At 41.0% G+C, this 14438-nt stretch carries 15 protein-coding genes; 3 read left to right on the top strand and 12 right to left on the bottom strand.

Going from position 1 to position 14438, the window contains the following annotated elements:
• Positions 1 to 58: 58 nt before the first annotated feature.
• Positions 59 to 250 carry a DUF6007 family protein gene (locus ABT996_RS01070; RefSeq protein WP_035448133.1) on the bottom strand — a complete coding sequence of 64 codons (192 nt, stop codon included), beginning with the start codon at positions 248 to 250 and terminating at the stop codon, positions 59 to 61.
• A 143-nt stretch (positions 251 to 393) separates the two neighbouring features.
• On the opposite strand from ABT996_RS01070, the gene ABT996_RS01075 reads away from it, so the two are divergent.
• A complete protein-coding gene (locus ABT996_RS01075) occupies positions 394 to 831 on the top strand; it encodes an Rrf2 family transcriptional regulator (RefSeq protein ID WP_035448130.1) in 438 nt (145 codons plus the stop codon).
• A gap of 75 nt (positions 832 to 906) precedes the next feature.
• Here the strand turns inward: ABT996_RS01075 and ABT996_RS09485 are convergent, their stop codons facing one another.
• Both ABT996_RS09485 and ABT996_RS09490 read right to left on the bottom strand, forming a co-directional pair.
• On the bottom strand, positions 907 to 1860 hold the full coding sequence (locus tag ABT996_RS09485; protein WP_404819294.1) for an ATP-binding cassette domain-containing protein: 954 nt from the start codon (positions 1858 to 1860) through the stop codon (positions 907 to 909).
• Positions 1766 to 2611, bottom strand: coding sequence for a hypothetical protein (locus tag ABT996_RS09490; protein WP_404819295.1), 846 nt, complete (start codon positions 2609 to 2611; stop codon positions 1766 to 1768). The genes ABT996_RS09485 and ABT996_RS09490 overlap by 95 nt, the downstream gene beginning before the upstream one ends.
• A gap of 235 nt (positions 2612 to 2846) precedes the next feature.
• Here ABT996_RS09490 and ABT996_RS01085 point away from each other — a divergent pair, with 235 nt between their 5' ends.
• Positions 2847 to 3518: an outer membrane protein assembly factor BamE gene (locus ABT996_RS01085; RefSeq protein ID WP_035448128.1), complete on the top strand. Its 672-nt coding sequence runs from the start codon at positions 2847 to 2849 to the stop codon at positions 3516 to 3518.
• 53 nt (positions 3519 to 3571) lie between these two features.
• Here ABT996_RS01085 and thrS read toward each other — a convergent pair whose 3' ends face one another.
• The 9 genes from thrS to ABT996_RS01130 all read right to left on the bottom strand — a co-directional run bounded on the left by thrS (position 3572) and on the right by ABT996_RS01130 (position 14050).
• Complete coding sequence (gene thrS / locus ABT996_RS01090; RefSeq protein ID WP_035448127.1) at positions 3572 to 5524, bottom strand: threonine--tRNA ligase; 1953 nt, start codon at positions 5522 to 5524, stop codon at positions 3572 to 3574.
• Positions 5525 to 5819: 295 nt separating this feature from the next.
• The gene (gene dnaI / locus ABT996_RS01095) at positions 5820 to 6749 is read right to left on the bottom strand and encodes a primosomal protein DnaI (protein WP_035448125.1); all 930 of its coding nucleotides are present in this window, start codon (positions 6747 to 6749) and stop codon (positions 5820 to 5822) included.
• Between the two features lie 17 nt (positions 6750 to 6766).
• The gene (locus ABT996_RS01100) at positions 6767 to 8137 is read right to left on the bottom strand and encodes a replication initiation and membrane attachment family protein (protein WP_035448122.1); all 1371 of its coding nucleotides are present in this window, start codon (positions 8135 to 8137) and stop codon (positions 6767 to 6769) included.
• Between the two features lie 17 nt (positions 8138 to 8154).
• Positions 8155 to 8625, bottom strand: a complete 471-nt coding sequence (gene nrdR, locus ABT996_RS01105; RefSeq protein WP_004048072.1) for a transcriptional regulator NrdR — start codon at positions 8623 to 8625, stop codon at positions 8155 to 8157.
• A gap of 17 nt (positions 8626 to 8642) precedes the next feature.
• The gene (coaE, locus tag ABT996_RS01110) at positions 8643 to 9248 is read right to left on the bottom strand and encodes a dephospho-CoA kinase (protein ID WP_035448120.1); all 606 of its coding nucleotides are present in this window, start codon (positions 9246 to 9248) and stop codon (positions 8643 to 8645) included.
• Positions 9233 to 10075, bottom strand: a complete 843-nt coding sequence (gene mutM / locus ABT996_RS01115) for a DNA-formamidopyrimidine glycosylase (protein ID WP_035448118.1) — start codon at positions 10073 to 10075, stop codon at positions 9233 to 9235. The genes coaE and mutM overlap by 16 nt, the downstream gene beginning before the upstream one ends.
• A gap of 19 nt (positions 10076 to 10094) precedes the next feature.
• Positions 10095 to 12767 (bottom strand): DNA polymerase I, encoded by a 2673-nt coding sequence (gene polA, locus ABT996_RS01120; protein WP_035448114.1) that lies wholly within the window; start codon positions 12765 to 12767, stop codon positions 10095 to 10097.
• A 94-nt stretch (positions 12768 to 12861) separates the two neighbouring features.
• Positions 12862 to 13563 carry a Bax inhibitor-1/YccA family protein gene (locus ABT996_RS01125; RefSeq protein WP_035448111.1) on the bottom strand — a complete coding sequence of 234 codons (702 nt, stop codon included), beginning with the start codon at positions 13561 to 13563 and terminating at the stop codon, positions 12862 to 12864.
• A 43-nt stretch (positions 13564 to 13606) separates the two neighbouring features.
• A complete protein-coding gene (locus ABT996_RS01130) occupies positions 13607 to 14050 on the bottom strand; it encodes a MaoC/PaaZ C-terminal domain-containing protein (RefSeq protein ID WP_035448109.1) in 444 nt (147 codons plus the stop codon).
• A gap of 243 nt (positions 14051 to 14293) precedes the next feature.
• On the opposite strand from ABT996_RS01130, the gene ABT996_RS01135 reads away from it, so the two are divergent.
• The coding region (locus tag ABT996_RS01135) for a MerR family transcriptional regulator (RefSeq protein ID WP_349924590.1) at positions 14294 to 14438 on the top strand (145 nt) is incomplete at its 3' end.

Below are 14438 nucleotides of genomic sequence, written 5' to 3' on the forward strand. Positions count from 1 at the left end.
TTTAATATATTTTTCGTTGTCAATCAAAAAAGGCACTTCTGACAAGCGCCCCACTAGCTTAATTTTTCCTAACTCGCAGACGTTTCAAAATAACATCTAGGATCATGTATACACCAAACATCACAACGATCATTATAACTATGTTTATCCCGATCTCAAGCCAAGTATCATTAGGTAAATACCAAATCAAAAACAAATCACAAATAATATAACCGATCACGTTATACAAGATCTCCTTGTCAGCTTTCATAGTTCCCCCCTTATTGTGATAGCGCATCCATATCTAATCTTATTATAACATAATTATTGACCTCAACGTTGTAACCATTGACATCACAACCCCAGCAAAGTATAGTTGACTATATTGAAGTCATATTTAAAGAGGTGATATTCATGCAGATCTCAAGCCGTTTTACGATCGCTATGCACATTTTAACTTATATCGCTACTGCTCCAGCAGAAGAAAAAGTGACCAGTGAGATCTTAGCTGATAGTATCCAAGTCAATCCTGTGATCATCCGCAATATCTTGTCGCAGTTAAAAAAAGCAGACTTGATCACTGTCAAACGTGGGCAAGGTGGCGCAACGATCATTAAGCCGTTTGACCAACTGAGTTTATTTGATGTCTATCGAGCTGTCGATAGCGTTAAAGATGGAGTTCTTTTTAGTTTTCATGAGAATCCTAACCCAAACTGTCCTGTCGGGCGTAACATCCATAACATTTTGGATGATAAATTGCTTCGCGTCCAACAAGCGATGGAAAATGAACTAAAAGCGATCACATTAGCTGAAGTTTTACAAGATGCCGATAAGTATCTCGCTAACAAATAGATAATGAGAAGACCGCTATCTATGTAATAGAAATGTGTTCGGCAATACGGCGCTGACCGTATTGTCGAACACGCTTTATTTATAAGCATCTTTTTGCAATTGATAAAGCTCACGGTAAGTCTGATCAGACTGTAACAACTGGGCGTGCGGTGCAAAACCAGCAATAGTACCATTTTTCAAAAACAAGACCCGATCGGCTAAATGCACGGCTGACATTCGGTGCGTCACAAATAAGATCGTCTGCCCCGTGTCGGCTGCTAGAAATTCTTGATACATTTGTTGTTCACTGCGCGCATCTAAGGCTGAGGTCGGTTCATCCAAAAAACATAAGCTACTGTCTTTGTATAAACACCTAGCTAAAGCGATCTTTTGCCATTGGCCCCTAGAAAGTTCAGTTCCATGATCGAACTCTTTGCTTAAATTTTGTTGCAGATCTGCTTCTAATATAGTTAGCCCAACACGCGCTAAACAGGCTTTTATCTTAGAAATCGGACCTTTTTTTAACGCCGAAACATTAGTGGCCACACTCAACTTAAAACGACTAAAATCCTGAAAAGCTGCACTGAGATATTTGCGATAGCTTGCACACCGATACATAGATAACGGCGTCTCATCCAATAGGATCTGACCTTTACTTGAATCATAGTAACGCAACAAGAGTTTCACTAAAGTTGATTTTCCGGAACCATTTTCACCGACGATTGCGATTTTTTCGCCTGCATTGAACTCCAAATTCAGGTCATGTAATACTTCCACCTTCGAAAAAGGATACATAAACGAAACGTGCTCCAACTTGAGTTTTTTAAAATCACCTTTAAATTCTAAAGTCCCATCGGTTTGCTTTTCCTTGAATTCTAAAAAGCGCTGATATTTTTTGACCCAGAGCAACGAAGCATATAACAAACTCGAGTCTTCGACCAAGCGCGTCATCCCTTCAACTAGATAAGCGATCACCGAGATATACATCAATAAGGCACCGATCCCCAGGAGTTTTTTGCTGAACTTGTCCGATAAACCACCAAAAGCCACCAGCGCTGACTGCCACTGTCATACTTAAAAAGACTAAAGCTAAAAACATCTGCTTTCGCCGGATCTGGTCAACATTTTTTTGTGATAAGTTAAATAATTTCAGATAACGTGTGATCACCGCTGAAAACATATCGAATAAACGAACTTCCTTGGCATCGTCTCGCGCCAACAATAACGAACTCAAGTAATTTAATTTACGGGCATACTTGCTTCGTGTCACCATCGTTTCAAAGGCTTCCTGTTGGATCCGATACGAAACGAGCGTCTGTGGCACCAAAACGCCCAATAAAAGTAATGCGAGCCACATATTATATTTTCCTAACAACCAAAACATCCCACTTATAGTCACCACTTCACGCAAGATCGCAACTCCAAAAACGATCAAATTCACCGGACGCCAACTTGCACCCTCGTTTAATACTTCTAGATCATCAAAAAAGTCACTATCATCAAACAGCTCTAAGGAATTTAGCTGTTGCGACTTGCGCATCAAGGAGAGTTTGATAAACCCGGTCAACTTGTCTGTCAGCATCCCTTGAAAATTAGTCCCTACGACCGGCAAAACCTGCGTCAAGACCGTTGCTAGCGTCCATAAGCAAAAGAAATATCCATATGACTGTTGCGCACTCAACTGATCGACCAAGCGTTGGCCAGCCTGTACTCCTAAAACTGGCGCTAAAGCCTCTAACGGCGTCAAGGCTACCACGACTACCGAGATCAACAAAGTGGCCTTAAAGAAGATCTTATACATCTGAAATAATCATAAACTCGGGTCATAAGTTTTCACCTCGTATTTTTTATAGTTAGAATAATAATATCTTGCTTTGAGAAAACTGGCCCAAATCATCTCATTTGGTCTAAAATCCAACAGATTTGGTACATAAATTCCTTTAAGGCGTAAATTTAGTTTTAAATATTTCAAAAATAAGATCAAATCTTTGATACTTTTTCCTAAGAGGCATAAGATATAGACGGAGGTCTTTAAAATGAAATTAAATCACGGACTAATGCTTGGTCTCGCCTGCTTGAGCTTGGGGTTGGCGGGGACCGTTACCTATCAAGCAACAACTGATACCATCCAAGCTAACACAGTATCCACTAAAAACTTTAAACAGGTCAAACTCGGCATGAACAAGCGCCAAGTGATCGATACGCTGGGCAAACCGGCTCATGACAAATATGAAGCTAATGTTTGGACTTATCCGGTAAAAGATAAGCAAGTCTTGACCTTGATCTTTAAAAAAGACACTTTAGAAAATGTCAGCGATCATACCTTGATCAGCTCTAAAAATAGTGTTGCTAAAAAGGCGTCAGCTAAAACAAAACGCCAAAATATCAACACCGCTTTTAGTGATTATTTCAAACAAGCCCATGAATACGCTAAAGCTGGGCAAACAGAATTTTCTTGGAGCACGATGATCCAAAAAGTTATTTTTGATGGTGATGATGAGATCAAAGTCAGCACGGTGGATGGTTTTAACGACACACCCGCTACTGAAAAAAATATGATCGCTAAAAAGATCGCTGAACTCAGCAAGTCATTTCTACATCGTTACAACAAAAAAGACTTTGACCTAGAATTCTACGAAAATAAACACGAAGTCGGTAGCAATAAAAATGATTCTTTGACTAAATTCGAATGGAAAAACAATAACTAGTAAAAAGCCTGACCTTGATCATTTGATCAAAGCCAGGCTTTTTCTAGTTATGCTTAGTCTTCTTTACGGCTGTAAGTTTCAATGTCATGCAAGATAAGGTTTCTGAATTCATCTTGAGTCATTGTTTCAGTCTTTTCACTACCGTATTTACGAACAGTTACAGTGCCGTCAGCTACTTCTTGGTCACCAACAACTAAAGTATATGGTGTCTTCATCACTTGTGCTTGACGGATCTTGTAACCCATCTTTTCATTTCGGTCATCGATGCTTACACGGATCTGGTGTGCACCCAATTTTGAGATCAATTGACGCGCATAATCCAAGTGAAGTTCATTCTTAACTGGAATGATCTCAACTTGCTTTGGAGCTAACCAAGTTGGGAAAGCACCTTTGTACATTTCTGTCAAGTAAGCTGTGAAACGTTCCATCGTTGATACGATACCACGGTGGATCATAACTGGACGGTGTTCTTCACCATCAGCCCCTGTGTACTTGAGGTCGAAACGTTCTGGTAACAAGAAGTCCAATTGGATCGTGGAAAGTGTTTCTTCCCCACCAAGAGCTGTCTTAGTTTGAACGTCTAATTTAGGACCGTAGAAAGCAGCTTCGCCTTCAGCTTCAAAGTAATCTAAGCCAAGATCATCCATAGCTGCTTTGAGCATGCGTTGGGATTTTTCCCACATTTCATCATCATCGTAGTACTTATGTGTGTTTTCAGGATCACGGTAGCTCAAACGGAAACGGTAGTCCTTGATGTCAAAGTCATTGTAAACATCGACCATCAATTGAAGTGTCCGCTTGAATTCTTCTTCGATCTGATCTGGCGCTACGAAAGTATGACCATCATTCAATGTCATTTCACGTACCCGAGAAAGACCTGTCAAAGCACCGGATTTTTCGTAACGGTGCATCATCCCAAGTTCAGCGATACGCAATGGAAGATCACGGTATGAACGGATATGGTGGTTGTAAACTTGAATGTGGGATGGGCAGTTCATCGGACGCAATTCAAGTAATTCACCATCACCCATATCCATTGGTGGGAACATGTCTTCGCGATAGTGATCCCAGTGACCTGATTGTTTGTAAAGATCAACGTTAGCTAAAATTGGTGTGTAAACATGTTCGTAGCCACGAGCAACTTCTTTGTCGATGATATAGCGTTCGATCGTCCGACGGATCGTTGCCCCATTTGGCATCCAGTATGGGAGACCAGCCCCAACTTTAGGATCAACAAAGAAGAGGTCTAAATTGTTACCGATCACACGGTGGTCACGTTCACGTGCTTCTTGACGACGTTGTAATTCAGCCTCAAGGTCTTTTTGCTTGTAAAAGGCTGTTCCGTAGATACGTTGTAACATTGGGTTGCTTGAAGCACCTTTCCAGTAAGCACCAGCCACTGAAAGCAATTGGAACACTTTGATCGCACCAGTTGAAGCTAATTGTGGTCCAAATGAGAAATCATTGAAATCACCTAACTTGTGAGCTACGACTTTACCTGCGTTATCGGCAGCGATCTCTTTGACTAATTCAGTTTGGTATTGATCACCGGCAACTAATTGCAAAGCTTCTTCTTCCGTATATTCAACACGTTCGATCGGTAAGTTTTGCTTGATGATCTCTTGCATCTTTTGTTCGATCTTTTCAAAATCAGCTTCGGCCACTTGACCAGCTGCATTGTCTGTATCAAAGAAGAAGCCATGTTCTAAAGCTTCACCTTGACCAAACTTCATTTCTGGATAAAGGCTATGCAAAGCACTAGCTAAAACATTAGCTGCTGTTTGCCATAACACGTTCATCCCTTCATCAGAATCTTTAGTGATGATCTCGATCGTACCATCTTCATTTAAAGGTTCGTTGTAATCCACTAATTTACCGTTAAATTTACCTGCAACAGACTTCTTAGCTAAGCTGATACTGATAGACTTTGCGATATCTTGTGTTGTTGTTCCAGCTGCAAATTGTTTTACAGCACCATCTGGAAACTTAACATTGATCTCTGACATTATATGTTCCTCCTTGATTTTTACCAAGACATAAAAGACGCCCCTAGTGCTACATTTAACACTAGGGGCGTCTTTAACGCGGTTCCACCCAATTTCAAGGTCAGTTGACCCTCTCTTGATCGTCGATAACGGAAACGAGCCGTCCTACCTTTGCAGTAGGCTATCGTGATAAAAGTGGTAAGCTCCTCTTTAAGAGACTTGCAGTCAAAGGCCTCTTTCCCTGAATTGATTTGCCGTTTGTCTTTTACTTAATGTAATTCCTATTTAAGCACGAAACTTCTTTAATTTCAAGTCATTATTCCGGATTTCGGCGATTTTTTCCTACAACATGATACTCATCAGCCAAAAATTTGATCCGTTCCATGATGCGTTTGGCCTTCAAAGGCTCTGCTTCGCCCCGGTTGTTGACAGTCAAATATTGTTGCTCTAGTTGTTCTAACGAAAGATTCGAGCTAAAAAATGTCGGTAATTCTTCTTGCATCCGATATTGCAAAATAACACCTAAAACATCATCTCTAATCCAGCTACTCAAAGAATCAGCTCCGATATCATCAATCATCAAAACTTGAGCTTTTTTCAAATTATCGATATATTCATTTGTCTGATTTTTACCAATCGAGCCCTTGATCTCAACCGCAAATGATGGAAAATGCACCAGTGTCGTCTGGTAACCTCGCTTAGCTAGATCATTAGCGATCGCCGCCAAAAGATAGGTCTTACCGACTCCAAAACTGCCTTCGAGGTATAATCCCTTATGAAAATCTTTTGGTGCTTTGGTATAACTAGTGATAAAAGATAGCGCCGCTTTTAAAGCTTCCATCCGCTCATCACTACGCTCGTAATCTTTTAATTGCGCCCGACGAACACTACGCGGTAAATTGATCGTCTTGACACGAGCTTCTAGGGCTTTTTGTTCACGTTTAGCTTTTAATTCTGCGGTCGGCACATACACGACTTCGATCCGATGATTGCTGATCGCAAGTATCGGTAGGTATCCGGGTGCAAAGGTCTGTTTTCCTTGAGCTAGCTGTTTTTTTAGCGTTACGAATTCATATAACTTGCTGGCACTTTTCATCACATCAGCTTCCGTCAGGACTTGACTGTTTTCCGCTAAAAAAGTCCGCACTTCATCATCTTGTAAGATCTCAGCGATCAGTTCTTGATAACGCTGGTTCCAATTGTTTTTTTGCATCCGCTCCGTCAAGTTTTTCCCTAGATCTTCCATCCTAGCCACCTGCCTTTCTATTCACTTTGTTCCAATTGAGCTAACAATTCATCGATCTCAGCATTCAAGGCCTGTTTATCCTCTTTAGCCGGTTTAGATACAGCTTTATTTTCTTTTGTCTTAGCCCAGTCCGGCAAAGTCTCTTTTTGCACGACTTGTTGCTTACGCCCATAATATTGCTTTTGTTTCTGCTTTTCTCGTGCTTTTTGGTTAGCCTCGCGCATATAAAGCATGGCTTCTTCTGGGGTCTGGATCTTCTTTTCAGCCAACTTAGCTGCAGCTTTGGTAAAGCGATTAGCGACTTTATCTTCCAGCATCGTATTATTTTGCGCGATCAAATAATAGTGCAGGAGCACATTGATCACCGCATTAGGTAAAACTTGCTTTTCAACTAGATTTTTGACCGTATAACGCTCTAAATTCGTCACAAAACTGTGCTTTTGCCGTTTGAGTTCTTCGATGAATTCCAAAGGTAGATATTGTTTTGAAACGGCGATCAGCGCTAGATCAGTTTGCGTCAATTCCGCACTCACCGCCGGATCAACTGGTTCAGTCACTTTCGACTCTTTAGGTGTTATCTCTTTGAATTGCCGATCAAATTGCTGTGTGGCTAATTTTTTGACGAGCTCAAGATCGACTTTATCATCTTTGACATTTAGTGCTTGTTCGAGCAATTTGACGAGTTCTAGTTCATCTAGACCATACAACAAAGAGATCGACTTTAAGGTCTCAAGTGAACGGCTGATCTCAGTTGCGGGTACAAAAGATCGGGCTAAAAGCTCTTTTAAATATTCTACATCCAGATCGACTTCGACTGAATCGACGAGATTTTTAGTCGGTTTAGGTATCGCTTTTATCTGTGAATTTTTGAGTAATGCATCTTTTTTCACCGTAAAAACATCTAGTAGCGACTTGGTGATCTCTTTGGCATTAGCATACGTGAGATCTGGTTTGACAAATTCTTGTTTTAACTCATCATATTGGGTCTGTCCCAATGAATCGGCTAAAAGCATGCTCAAGAGATCATCTTTAAAGAAAGCCTCAGCACTCAAAGGAGCTTGTAACTCATAGATAAACACTTGACCAAGTTCATCTTTTTGCACGAATGTCTTCAATAACCCGAGGGCCTCTAATCTGATCCGCGCTTCGTAAAAGTCGCGCAAACCTAAACTCAAAATATCCAATAACTCTTTATGCATCCGGCGGGCTAACAGGTCTGGTGTTTGAGCCACTTTAGTCGCTAATAGTGAATAAACACCATAAGCATTGACCCCCATCAACGGTTGGTAGAGCTTTAAAATGACTTTGAACTCTGTCGAACCGATATGGGCTTTAGTATTGACGACGTAACCATCCTTAGGCGACATCTGCCTTAATCCTTCACTCATCGCCTAACATCCCCCAACTACTTATTTTTTTCGTTGTCACGTGCCATCAAGTCTTGCAATTCCTTCGCAAAAGATGCCATATCTTTAAATTCACGATAGACGCTCGCAAATCTGATATAGGCGATATCATCGACATTTGCTAAGATCTCCATCACATATTCACCGATCAATTGACTCGAAACTTCATTCCCGCCGACTGCCCGGATCTTTGTTTCGACTTGATCGACGATATTTTGGATCTCATCCATCGCGACGGGCCGTTTTTCAGCCGCTCGCATGACACCCCGCAAGACTTTTTCACGATTAAATTCTTCTCTAGCACCATTTTTCTTAATAACTAAGAGTGGCGCTGCTTCTACTCTTTCAAATGTAGTAAAACGGAAACCACAATTTTCACATTCCCGCCGGCGCCGAATGGCATGTCCATTGTCGGCGGGACGGCTATCCACTACACGTGATCCATTTTGATGACAATTTGGACACTTCATAATCTTTACCTCGCTGCCTAATTTTCGATTAAATTATTTATCTTTAGCCATTTTATCACTTGCGCTTGCGTTTCTTCAACTGTTCCCGAACTATCTACTGTAATTGTAGCCAAATTTCGCCTTTTTTCAGCCGACATCTGACTAGCGATCCGCTCAAGTGCCGCCTCCTCACTCAAATGATCGCGTTCTATGATCCGTTTTAGCTGAAGTGCTTTAGGAACTTCAACATTGATAACTGCATCACAATGATCTGCATAACCATTTTCAAATAATAAGGCAGCATCGATCACAACTACTTTATCGCCCTTTTGCTCAGCTAAAGCTAGCTGTTTTTCATATTCAGCTCTGATCAATGGCTGCATGATCTGGTTTAATTGAGCTAATTTCTTAGGATCATTGAAGACGATCTTGCCGAGTTTAGCCCGATCTAAAGTCTGATCAGCTTGGATGATCTGAGATCCAAATGTTTTTTTTAATTTAGCTAAACCAGGGGTCGCTGGTTCAACGACTTGGCGGGCGATCACATCAGCATCGAGGATCTTAAAATCTAATGTTTGTAAAAAATTACTGATCGTCGTTTTGCCCATCCCGATCCCACCAGTCAAGCCTAGAATATATGACATTTTACCACCTGCTGACAATGCGGACAAAAATGCGTGCCCCGTTGTCCCACTACGATCTTTTGGATCTTTGTTCCACAACGTTTACATGGCTCATCGGTCCGGCCATAAACATCTAGTTCGAACTGAAAAGCGCCTGTTTTTTGGAAAGCATCCGTGTAACTTCTGATCGTTGTGCCACCTGCTTTGATCGCCTTAGCTAATTCAGTGATGATATTATCATGCAGTATCGTTGCTTGGTCTAAAGTCAATTTTTGACATGACGTCTCAGGATGGATCTTACTTTGCCACAACACCTCATCAACATAGATATTACCTAGACCCGTGACCAAGGTCTGGTCGAGTAAGGCGGTCTTGATATTTTTCTTCTTTTTTTGTAGCTTTTGATAAAAGTCAGCCACTTTAAAAGTTTCAGCCACTGGCTCTGGTCCTAATTTGGCTAACCCAGGCAATTTTTCTTCACTACCCGTTTGAACTAATTGCATTCGCCCAAATTTACGGACATCGTTATAGCGCAATTGCCGGCCATCGGCTAGATCAAAGATGACATGCGTATGTTTATCGACTGGATCAGTCGCTTCTTTGACATAAAACTTACCCTCCATGCGCAAATGGGAGACAACGGTAAGGCCATTTGTAAACCTAAAGAGCAAATACTTGCCCCGACGTTCGATCTTTTCAAGTGTTTGCTCTGTTAATTTAGCTTTAAAATCGTCAGCATCACCAACGATCATCTTAGGATATAAAACTTCGACTCGCGCGATCTTTTGACCTAAAACTAATTTTTGCAAACCGCGACGGACAGTTTCTACTTCTGGTAACTCTGGCATTTTTTCACCTCATCTTATACTATTTAGTCTCAAACCACGTCTTACCACTAGCGCTTTCGACCTTTAATGGGACCGACAGCTCAACAGCTGAATCCATGATCTTTGGCACTAACTCTTTTAATTTAGGGATCTCTGCTTTCGGTGCTTCAAAGATCAACTCATCGTGCACTTGTAACAACATTTTGGCTTCTAAGCCCGCATCTTTTAAGGCTTGTTGCATATTGATCATTGCAACTTTGATGATATCAGCTGCACTCCCTTGGATCGGAGTATTCATCGCTGTCCGTTCCGCAAATGAGCGCAAGTTGTAATTTTTGCTCTTGATATCTGGCAAGTACCGTCGGCGATGGAAAAGTGTTTCAACGTAGCCTTTTTGACGCGCACTCTCAATGATATCTTGCATGTATTGATGGACTCCAGGAAATGAAGCTAGATACGTCTCCATAAATTCTTTGGCTTGTTTACGCGTACTTCCGATGCTTTGAGCCAAACCAAAATCACTGATCCCATAAACGATCCCAAAGTTGACCGCTTTAGCTTGCCGACGCATGTTAGCCGTAACTTCACTTGGATCATCTAGTCCAAAAATACGCATCGCAGTATTAGCATGAATATCAAAATCATCCTTGAAAGCTTGTTGCATATGCGGATCCTTTGAAATATGGGCTAAGACCCGTAACTCGATCTGCGAATAGTCAGAAGCAAAGATCTCCCAATCTGGATGACTTGGTACAAAAGCTTGCCGGATCTTACGGCCCTCTTCTAACCGGACCGGGATATTTTGCAAGTTAGGATCGACTGACGATAAACGTCCGGTTGCCGTCAAAGTTTGGGTATACCGCGTGTGGACCTTACCATCAGCTGCGATAACTTTCAATAGGCCTTCAACATAGGTCGATTGTAATTTAGCTAATTGGCGGTAAGCTAAAATATTATCGATGATCGGTGACATCCCACGTAATTTTTCTAAGACATCGACAGCTGTTGAGTAGCCCGTTTTAGTCTTTTTGACGACTGGTAATTTTAATTTTTCAAACAAGATCACCCCAAGTTGCTTAGGTGAATTGATGTTGAATTTCTCACCCGCTTCGTTATAGATCTGTTGTTCTAACTCACTCAAGCGTTCCTTAAATTCACTTTGCATGATGTCTAAACGTTCACGGTCGACTTTGATCCCGGAGATCTCCATCTGTGCTAAAACTAATGAAAGTGGACGTTCGATCTCAAAATAAAGATCTTCTTGCTCATTTTCAGCTAGTTCTTTCATCAACTTATCTTCTAGGTCTGAGATGGCCTTGAGTTTATGTGCTAAATGTTCAAAGTATAGCGCATCATCAGCTGGAACTTTGCGCTTAGCCCCTTTTCCATAGACTTCTTCATCGGTCTCAACATCAAAGTAATCATGTCGCTTGGCTAAATTACCTAGATCATTGCTGTTATCACTTGTATTTAACAAATATGAGACTAAAAGTAAGTCAAAATTGATATTTTTTAGTTCGATACCTAAGCGTTCTAAGGCTACACAGGTCTGTTTGCCATCAAAAACATCAACTTCGAGCGCAGGATCTTCCAATAATTGCTTTAGCTTAGGTAATTTCAAAAGCTCAACATCTCTAGCTGCATAATATCGGTCATCGATCTTAAGTCCAAAGCCCCAAAAGTCAGCTGTATGATAATTATCATTACTTAGTTCAAGGTAAAAGCTGATATCTGAATCTTTATCATAGTCCAGCGTTTCGACCTTAGCAGCATCCAAAGGTTCGACCTTTAATTTACTCAAAGTAGGCTCTGCACTGACATCGGCGGTTGAACTAGCTTGTAATTGAGCGATAAAACTCTTAAAATCCATCTCTTCAAAGAACTTGAGCAGATCTTCTTTTTTAGCTCCTGGCCACGCTGTCTGAGCTAAAGTTAGGTCTACTGGAGCATCTTTTCTGATCGTCGCCAGATCTTTACATTGAAATGCGATCTCTTTATCATTGATCAAGTTTTCCTTTAACTTAGACTTTTTCATCGCTTCAATGTTTTCATAGATCCCTTCGATCGTATCGTATTGTTTTAAAAGCTTGAGCGCGGTCTTTTCACCGACTTTAGTCACCCCAGGGTAGTTATCTGAACTATCACCCGTCAAGCCTTTCATATCAACGATCTGTGCTGGTTGCAAGCCGTATTTTTCGATCACATGAGCTGGCGTATACTCTTCGATCTCAGTTACCCCTTTGATCGTCACCGCAACAGTCGTCTTATCAGTCGTCAATTGGGTCAGATCTCGGTCCCCCGTTACGATCGTGACTTGATAGCCCGCTTTTTCAGCTTGAGCGGTCATCGTCCCGATAATATCGTCGGCTTCATATTCGGGTAATTCATAGTGTTTGATCCCATAAGCATCGAGCAATTCTCTGATGTAAGGAAACTGTTCTGACAATTCAGTCGGGGTCTTGGAACGCCCGCCTTTGTAATCAGCATAAGCTTTCGTTCTAAAAGTCACTTTACCTGCATCAAAAGCAACTAAGACATTACTCGGTAAAACATCGCCTAAGATCTTGTCTAACATCAATTTAAAGCCATAGATCGCATTCGTATGCAGCCCAGCATGATTGACAAAGCGCTCTAATTGGTTGTGGAGCGCAAAGAAGGCTCTGAAAGCCACACTATTGCCATCCACTAATAACATTTTCTTATCTTCTGCCATATCGATCCGTCCTCTTATCTAGTTTCTTTTATTTTAACAAATTTTTCGTAGAAATTAAAAAAGCCTCTCCGAAAAGTCGAAGAGACTCGTTTGACTAGTCGCGGTCGCCACCAGCACCGGTAAAGATATTCAACAAGAAGATAAAGATGTTGATAAAATCTAAGTAGAGCTGTAAAGCACCCATCAAGGCCAAATTATTAACATTTACTTGTGAACCCATTTGAAGATACATTTGACGTAAACGTTGAGTATCCCAAGCTGTCAAACCGGCAAAGATCACTAAGCCGATAAAGGAAAAGACATAAGTGATCATTGGGCTTTGCAAGAACATGTTGATCAACGATACGATGATAAACGCGATCAAAGCTGCACGAGCTTGGCGGCCGATCCCTGAGAGATCTTTTTTAGTTGTTGATCCCATAAAGGATAAAACGGCAAACATCACAAAGGCGGAAACAAAAGCACTCGTAATGTTTTGGGCCGTGTAAACGATGAAGATCCCACTAAAGAGCAGACCTTCCAACCCGGCAAAGACAAACAAACCTAAGGCACTGACTAATGGTGAGCGTTGTGACTTAAGCGATGACATGGAGTAAGCCAAAACTAATTGGACCCCAAAGACCGCAAATAAGGCGATCGGATTACTCATAAACCGGATCACAGTCGGACTAAACGAACCCAAGAAAGCCGTTAACGCCGAAACTGCCACTGCAGCACTCATATACCCATACATCTTAGTAAAGAAACTGTTCAAGCCAGCATTACTATTACCGTAAACTTCGGGATTGTTATTCATAAAATTCTCCTTCTTTCAATTATCTAACTAATTATAAATGTAGCTAATCTTGCTGACGCGGAGGCCGAGCCATGACAACTGAATCTAAAACGCGTTCATTTTGACGGTTATTACCCTCAACTGAGATCATCACAACTTCTTTCATCGTATCAACTTTGATCACTTCAAAACTGAATGTGACGATCTCATCATGATAGACTGGCCGAATGAAGTTAGCTGAAAAATTCACTACTTCACTCCCAGGTCCAGGTAATAATTTTGAAACTGAGCTCGTAATGATCCCACTCAACAACACTGGGGGCACAACTGGACCAGCGTACCCTAATTTTTGTGCATATTCATTTTGAATATACAGTGGGTTATTATCGTTAGTCAGTCCCAAATAGATCAACAGATCTCGTTCTGAGATACTTTCCGTTACAGTCAATGAATCGCCTTCTTTGATCTCAGCGATCGTTTTGCCCTGCCGATGCACATCATCAGGCATATAGCTTCACCTTCCTCTAAGTGGTCTGCCTTAATGATAGCATACCACTTCTTTTTGCTCAATCGTTAGGTCTGGATCAAAGTACCTAGATTTAAGGATAATTGTTGTTCCAACGCATTGTATTGGGTACAATGTAATAAAAATTTAAAAAATTGGAGTGGTTAACTGTTACCAAAAACATAGAATAATGTAGAAAAATTTGTTATAACAAACCATGGAAAGAAGTAAAAGTGGGTGGTTATTATGACAATGTTAAAGCCGAAAGAAATGGCTGAACGTTTAGGTGTTACAGTCAGAACTTTGCAAATTTGGGATAGTAAAGGTGTGTTAAAAGCATATCGGACTCTCACCAATCGAAGATATTATACTGAAGAACAATATTTAAACT

Source organism: Ligilactobacillus sp. RTP31139st1_D10_RTP31139_211217, from assembly GCF_040226755.1.
In the GTDB taxonomy this organism is placed as follows: Bacteria; Bacillota; Bacilli; order Lactobacillales; family Lactobacillaceae; genus Ligilactobacillus; species Ligilactobacillus animalis.

Excerpts from the sequence above, each read along its gene's own strand:
- ABT996_RS01070 (WP_035448133.1), bottom strand. The coding sequence starts at position 250 with ATGAAAGCTGACAAGGAGATCTTGTATAACGTGATCGGTTATATTATT.
- ABT996_RS01075 (WP_035448130.1), top strand. The coding sequence starts at position 394 with ATGCAGATCTCAAGCCGTTTTACGATCGCTATGCACATTTTAACTTAT.
- ABT996_RS09490 (WP_404819295.1), bottom strand. The coding sequence starts at position 2,611 with ATGTATAAGATCTTCTTTAAGGCCACTTTGTTGATCTCGGTAGTCGTG.
- ABT996_RS01085 (WP_035448128.1), top strand. The coding sequence starts at position 2,847 with ATGAAATTAAATCACGGACTAATGCTTGGTCTCGCCTGCTTGAGCTTG.
- thrS (WP_035448127.1), bottom strand. The coding sequence starts at position 5,524 with ATGTCAGAGATCAATGTTAAGTTTCCAGATGGTGCTGTAAAACAATTT.
- dnaI (WP_035448125.1), bottom strand. The coding sequence starts at position 6,749 with ATGGAAGATCTAGGGAAAAACTTGACGGAGCGGATGCAAAAAAACAAT.
- ABT996_RS01100 (WP_035448122.1), bottom strand. The coding sequence starts at position 8,137 with ATGAGTGAAGGATTAAGGCAGATGTCGCCTAAGGATGGTTACGTCGTC.
- nrdR (WP_004048072.1), bottom strand. The coding sequence starts at position 8,625 with ATGAAGTGTCCAAATTGTCATCAAAATGGATCACGTGTAGTGGATAGC.
- coaE (WP_035448120.1), bottom strand. The coding sequence starts at position 9,248 with ATGTCATATATTCTAGGCTTGACTGGTGGGATCGGGATGGGCAAAACG.
- mutM (WP_035448118.1), bottom strand. The coding sequence starts at position 10,075 with ATGCCAGAGTTACCAGAAGTAGAAACTGTCCGTCGCGGTTTGCAAAAA.
- polA (WP_035448114.1), bottom strand. The coding sequence starts at position 12,767 with ATGGCAGAAGATAAGAAAATGTTATTAGTGGATGGCAATAGTGTGGCT.
- ABT996_RS01125 (WP_035448111.1), bottom strand. The coding sequence starts at position 13,563 with ATGAATAACAATCCCGAAGTTTACGGTAATAGTAATGCTGGCTTGAAC.
- ABT996_RS01130 (WP_035448109.1), bottom strand. The coding sequence starts at position 14,050 with ATGCCTGATGATGTGCATCGGCAGGGCAAAACGATCGCTGAGATCAAA.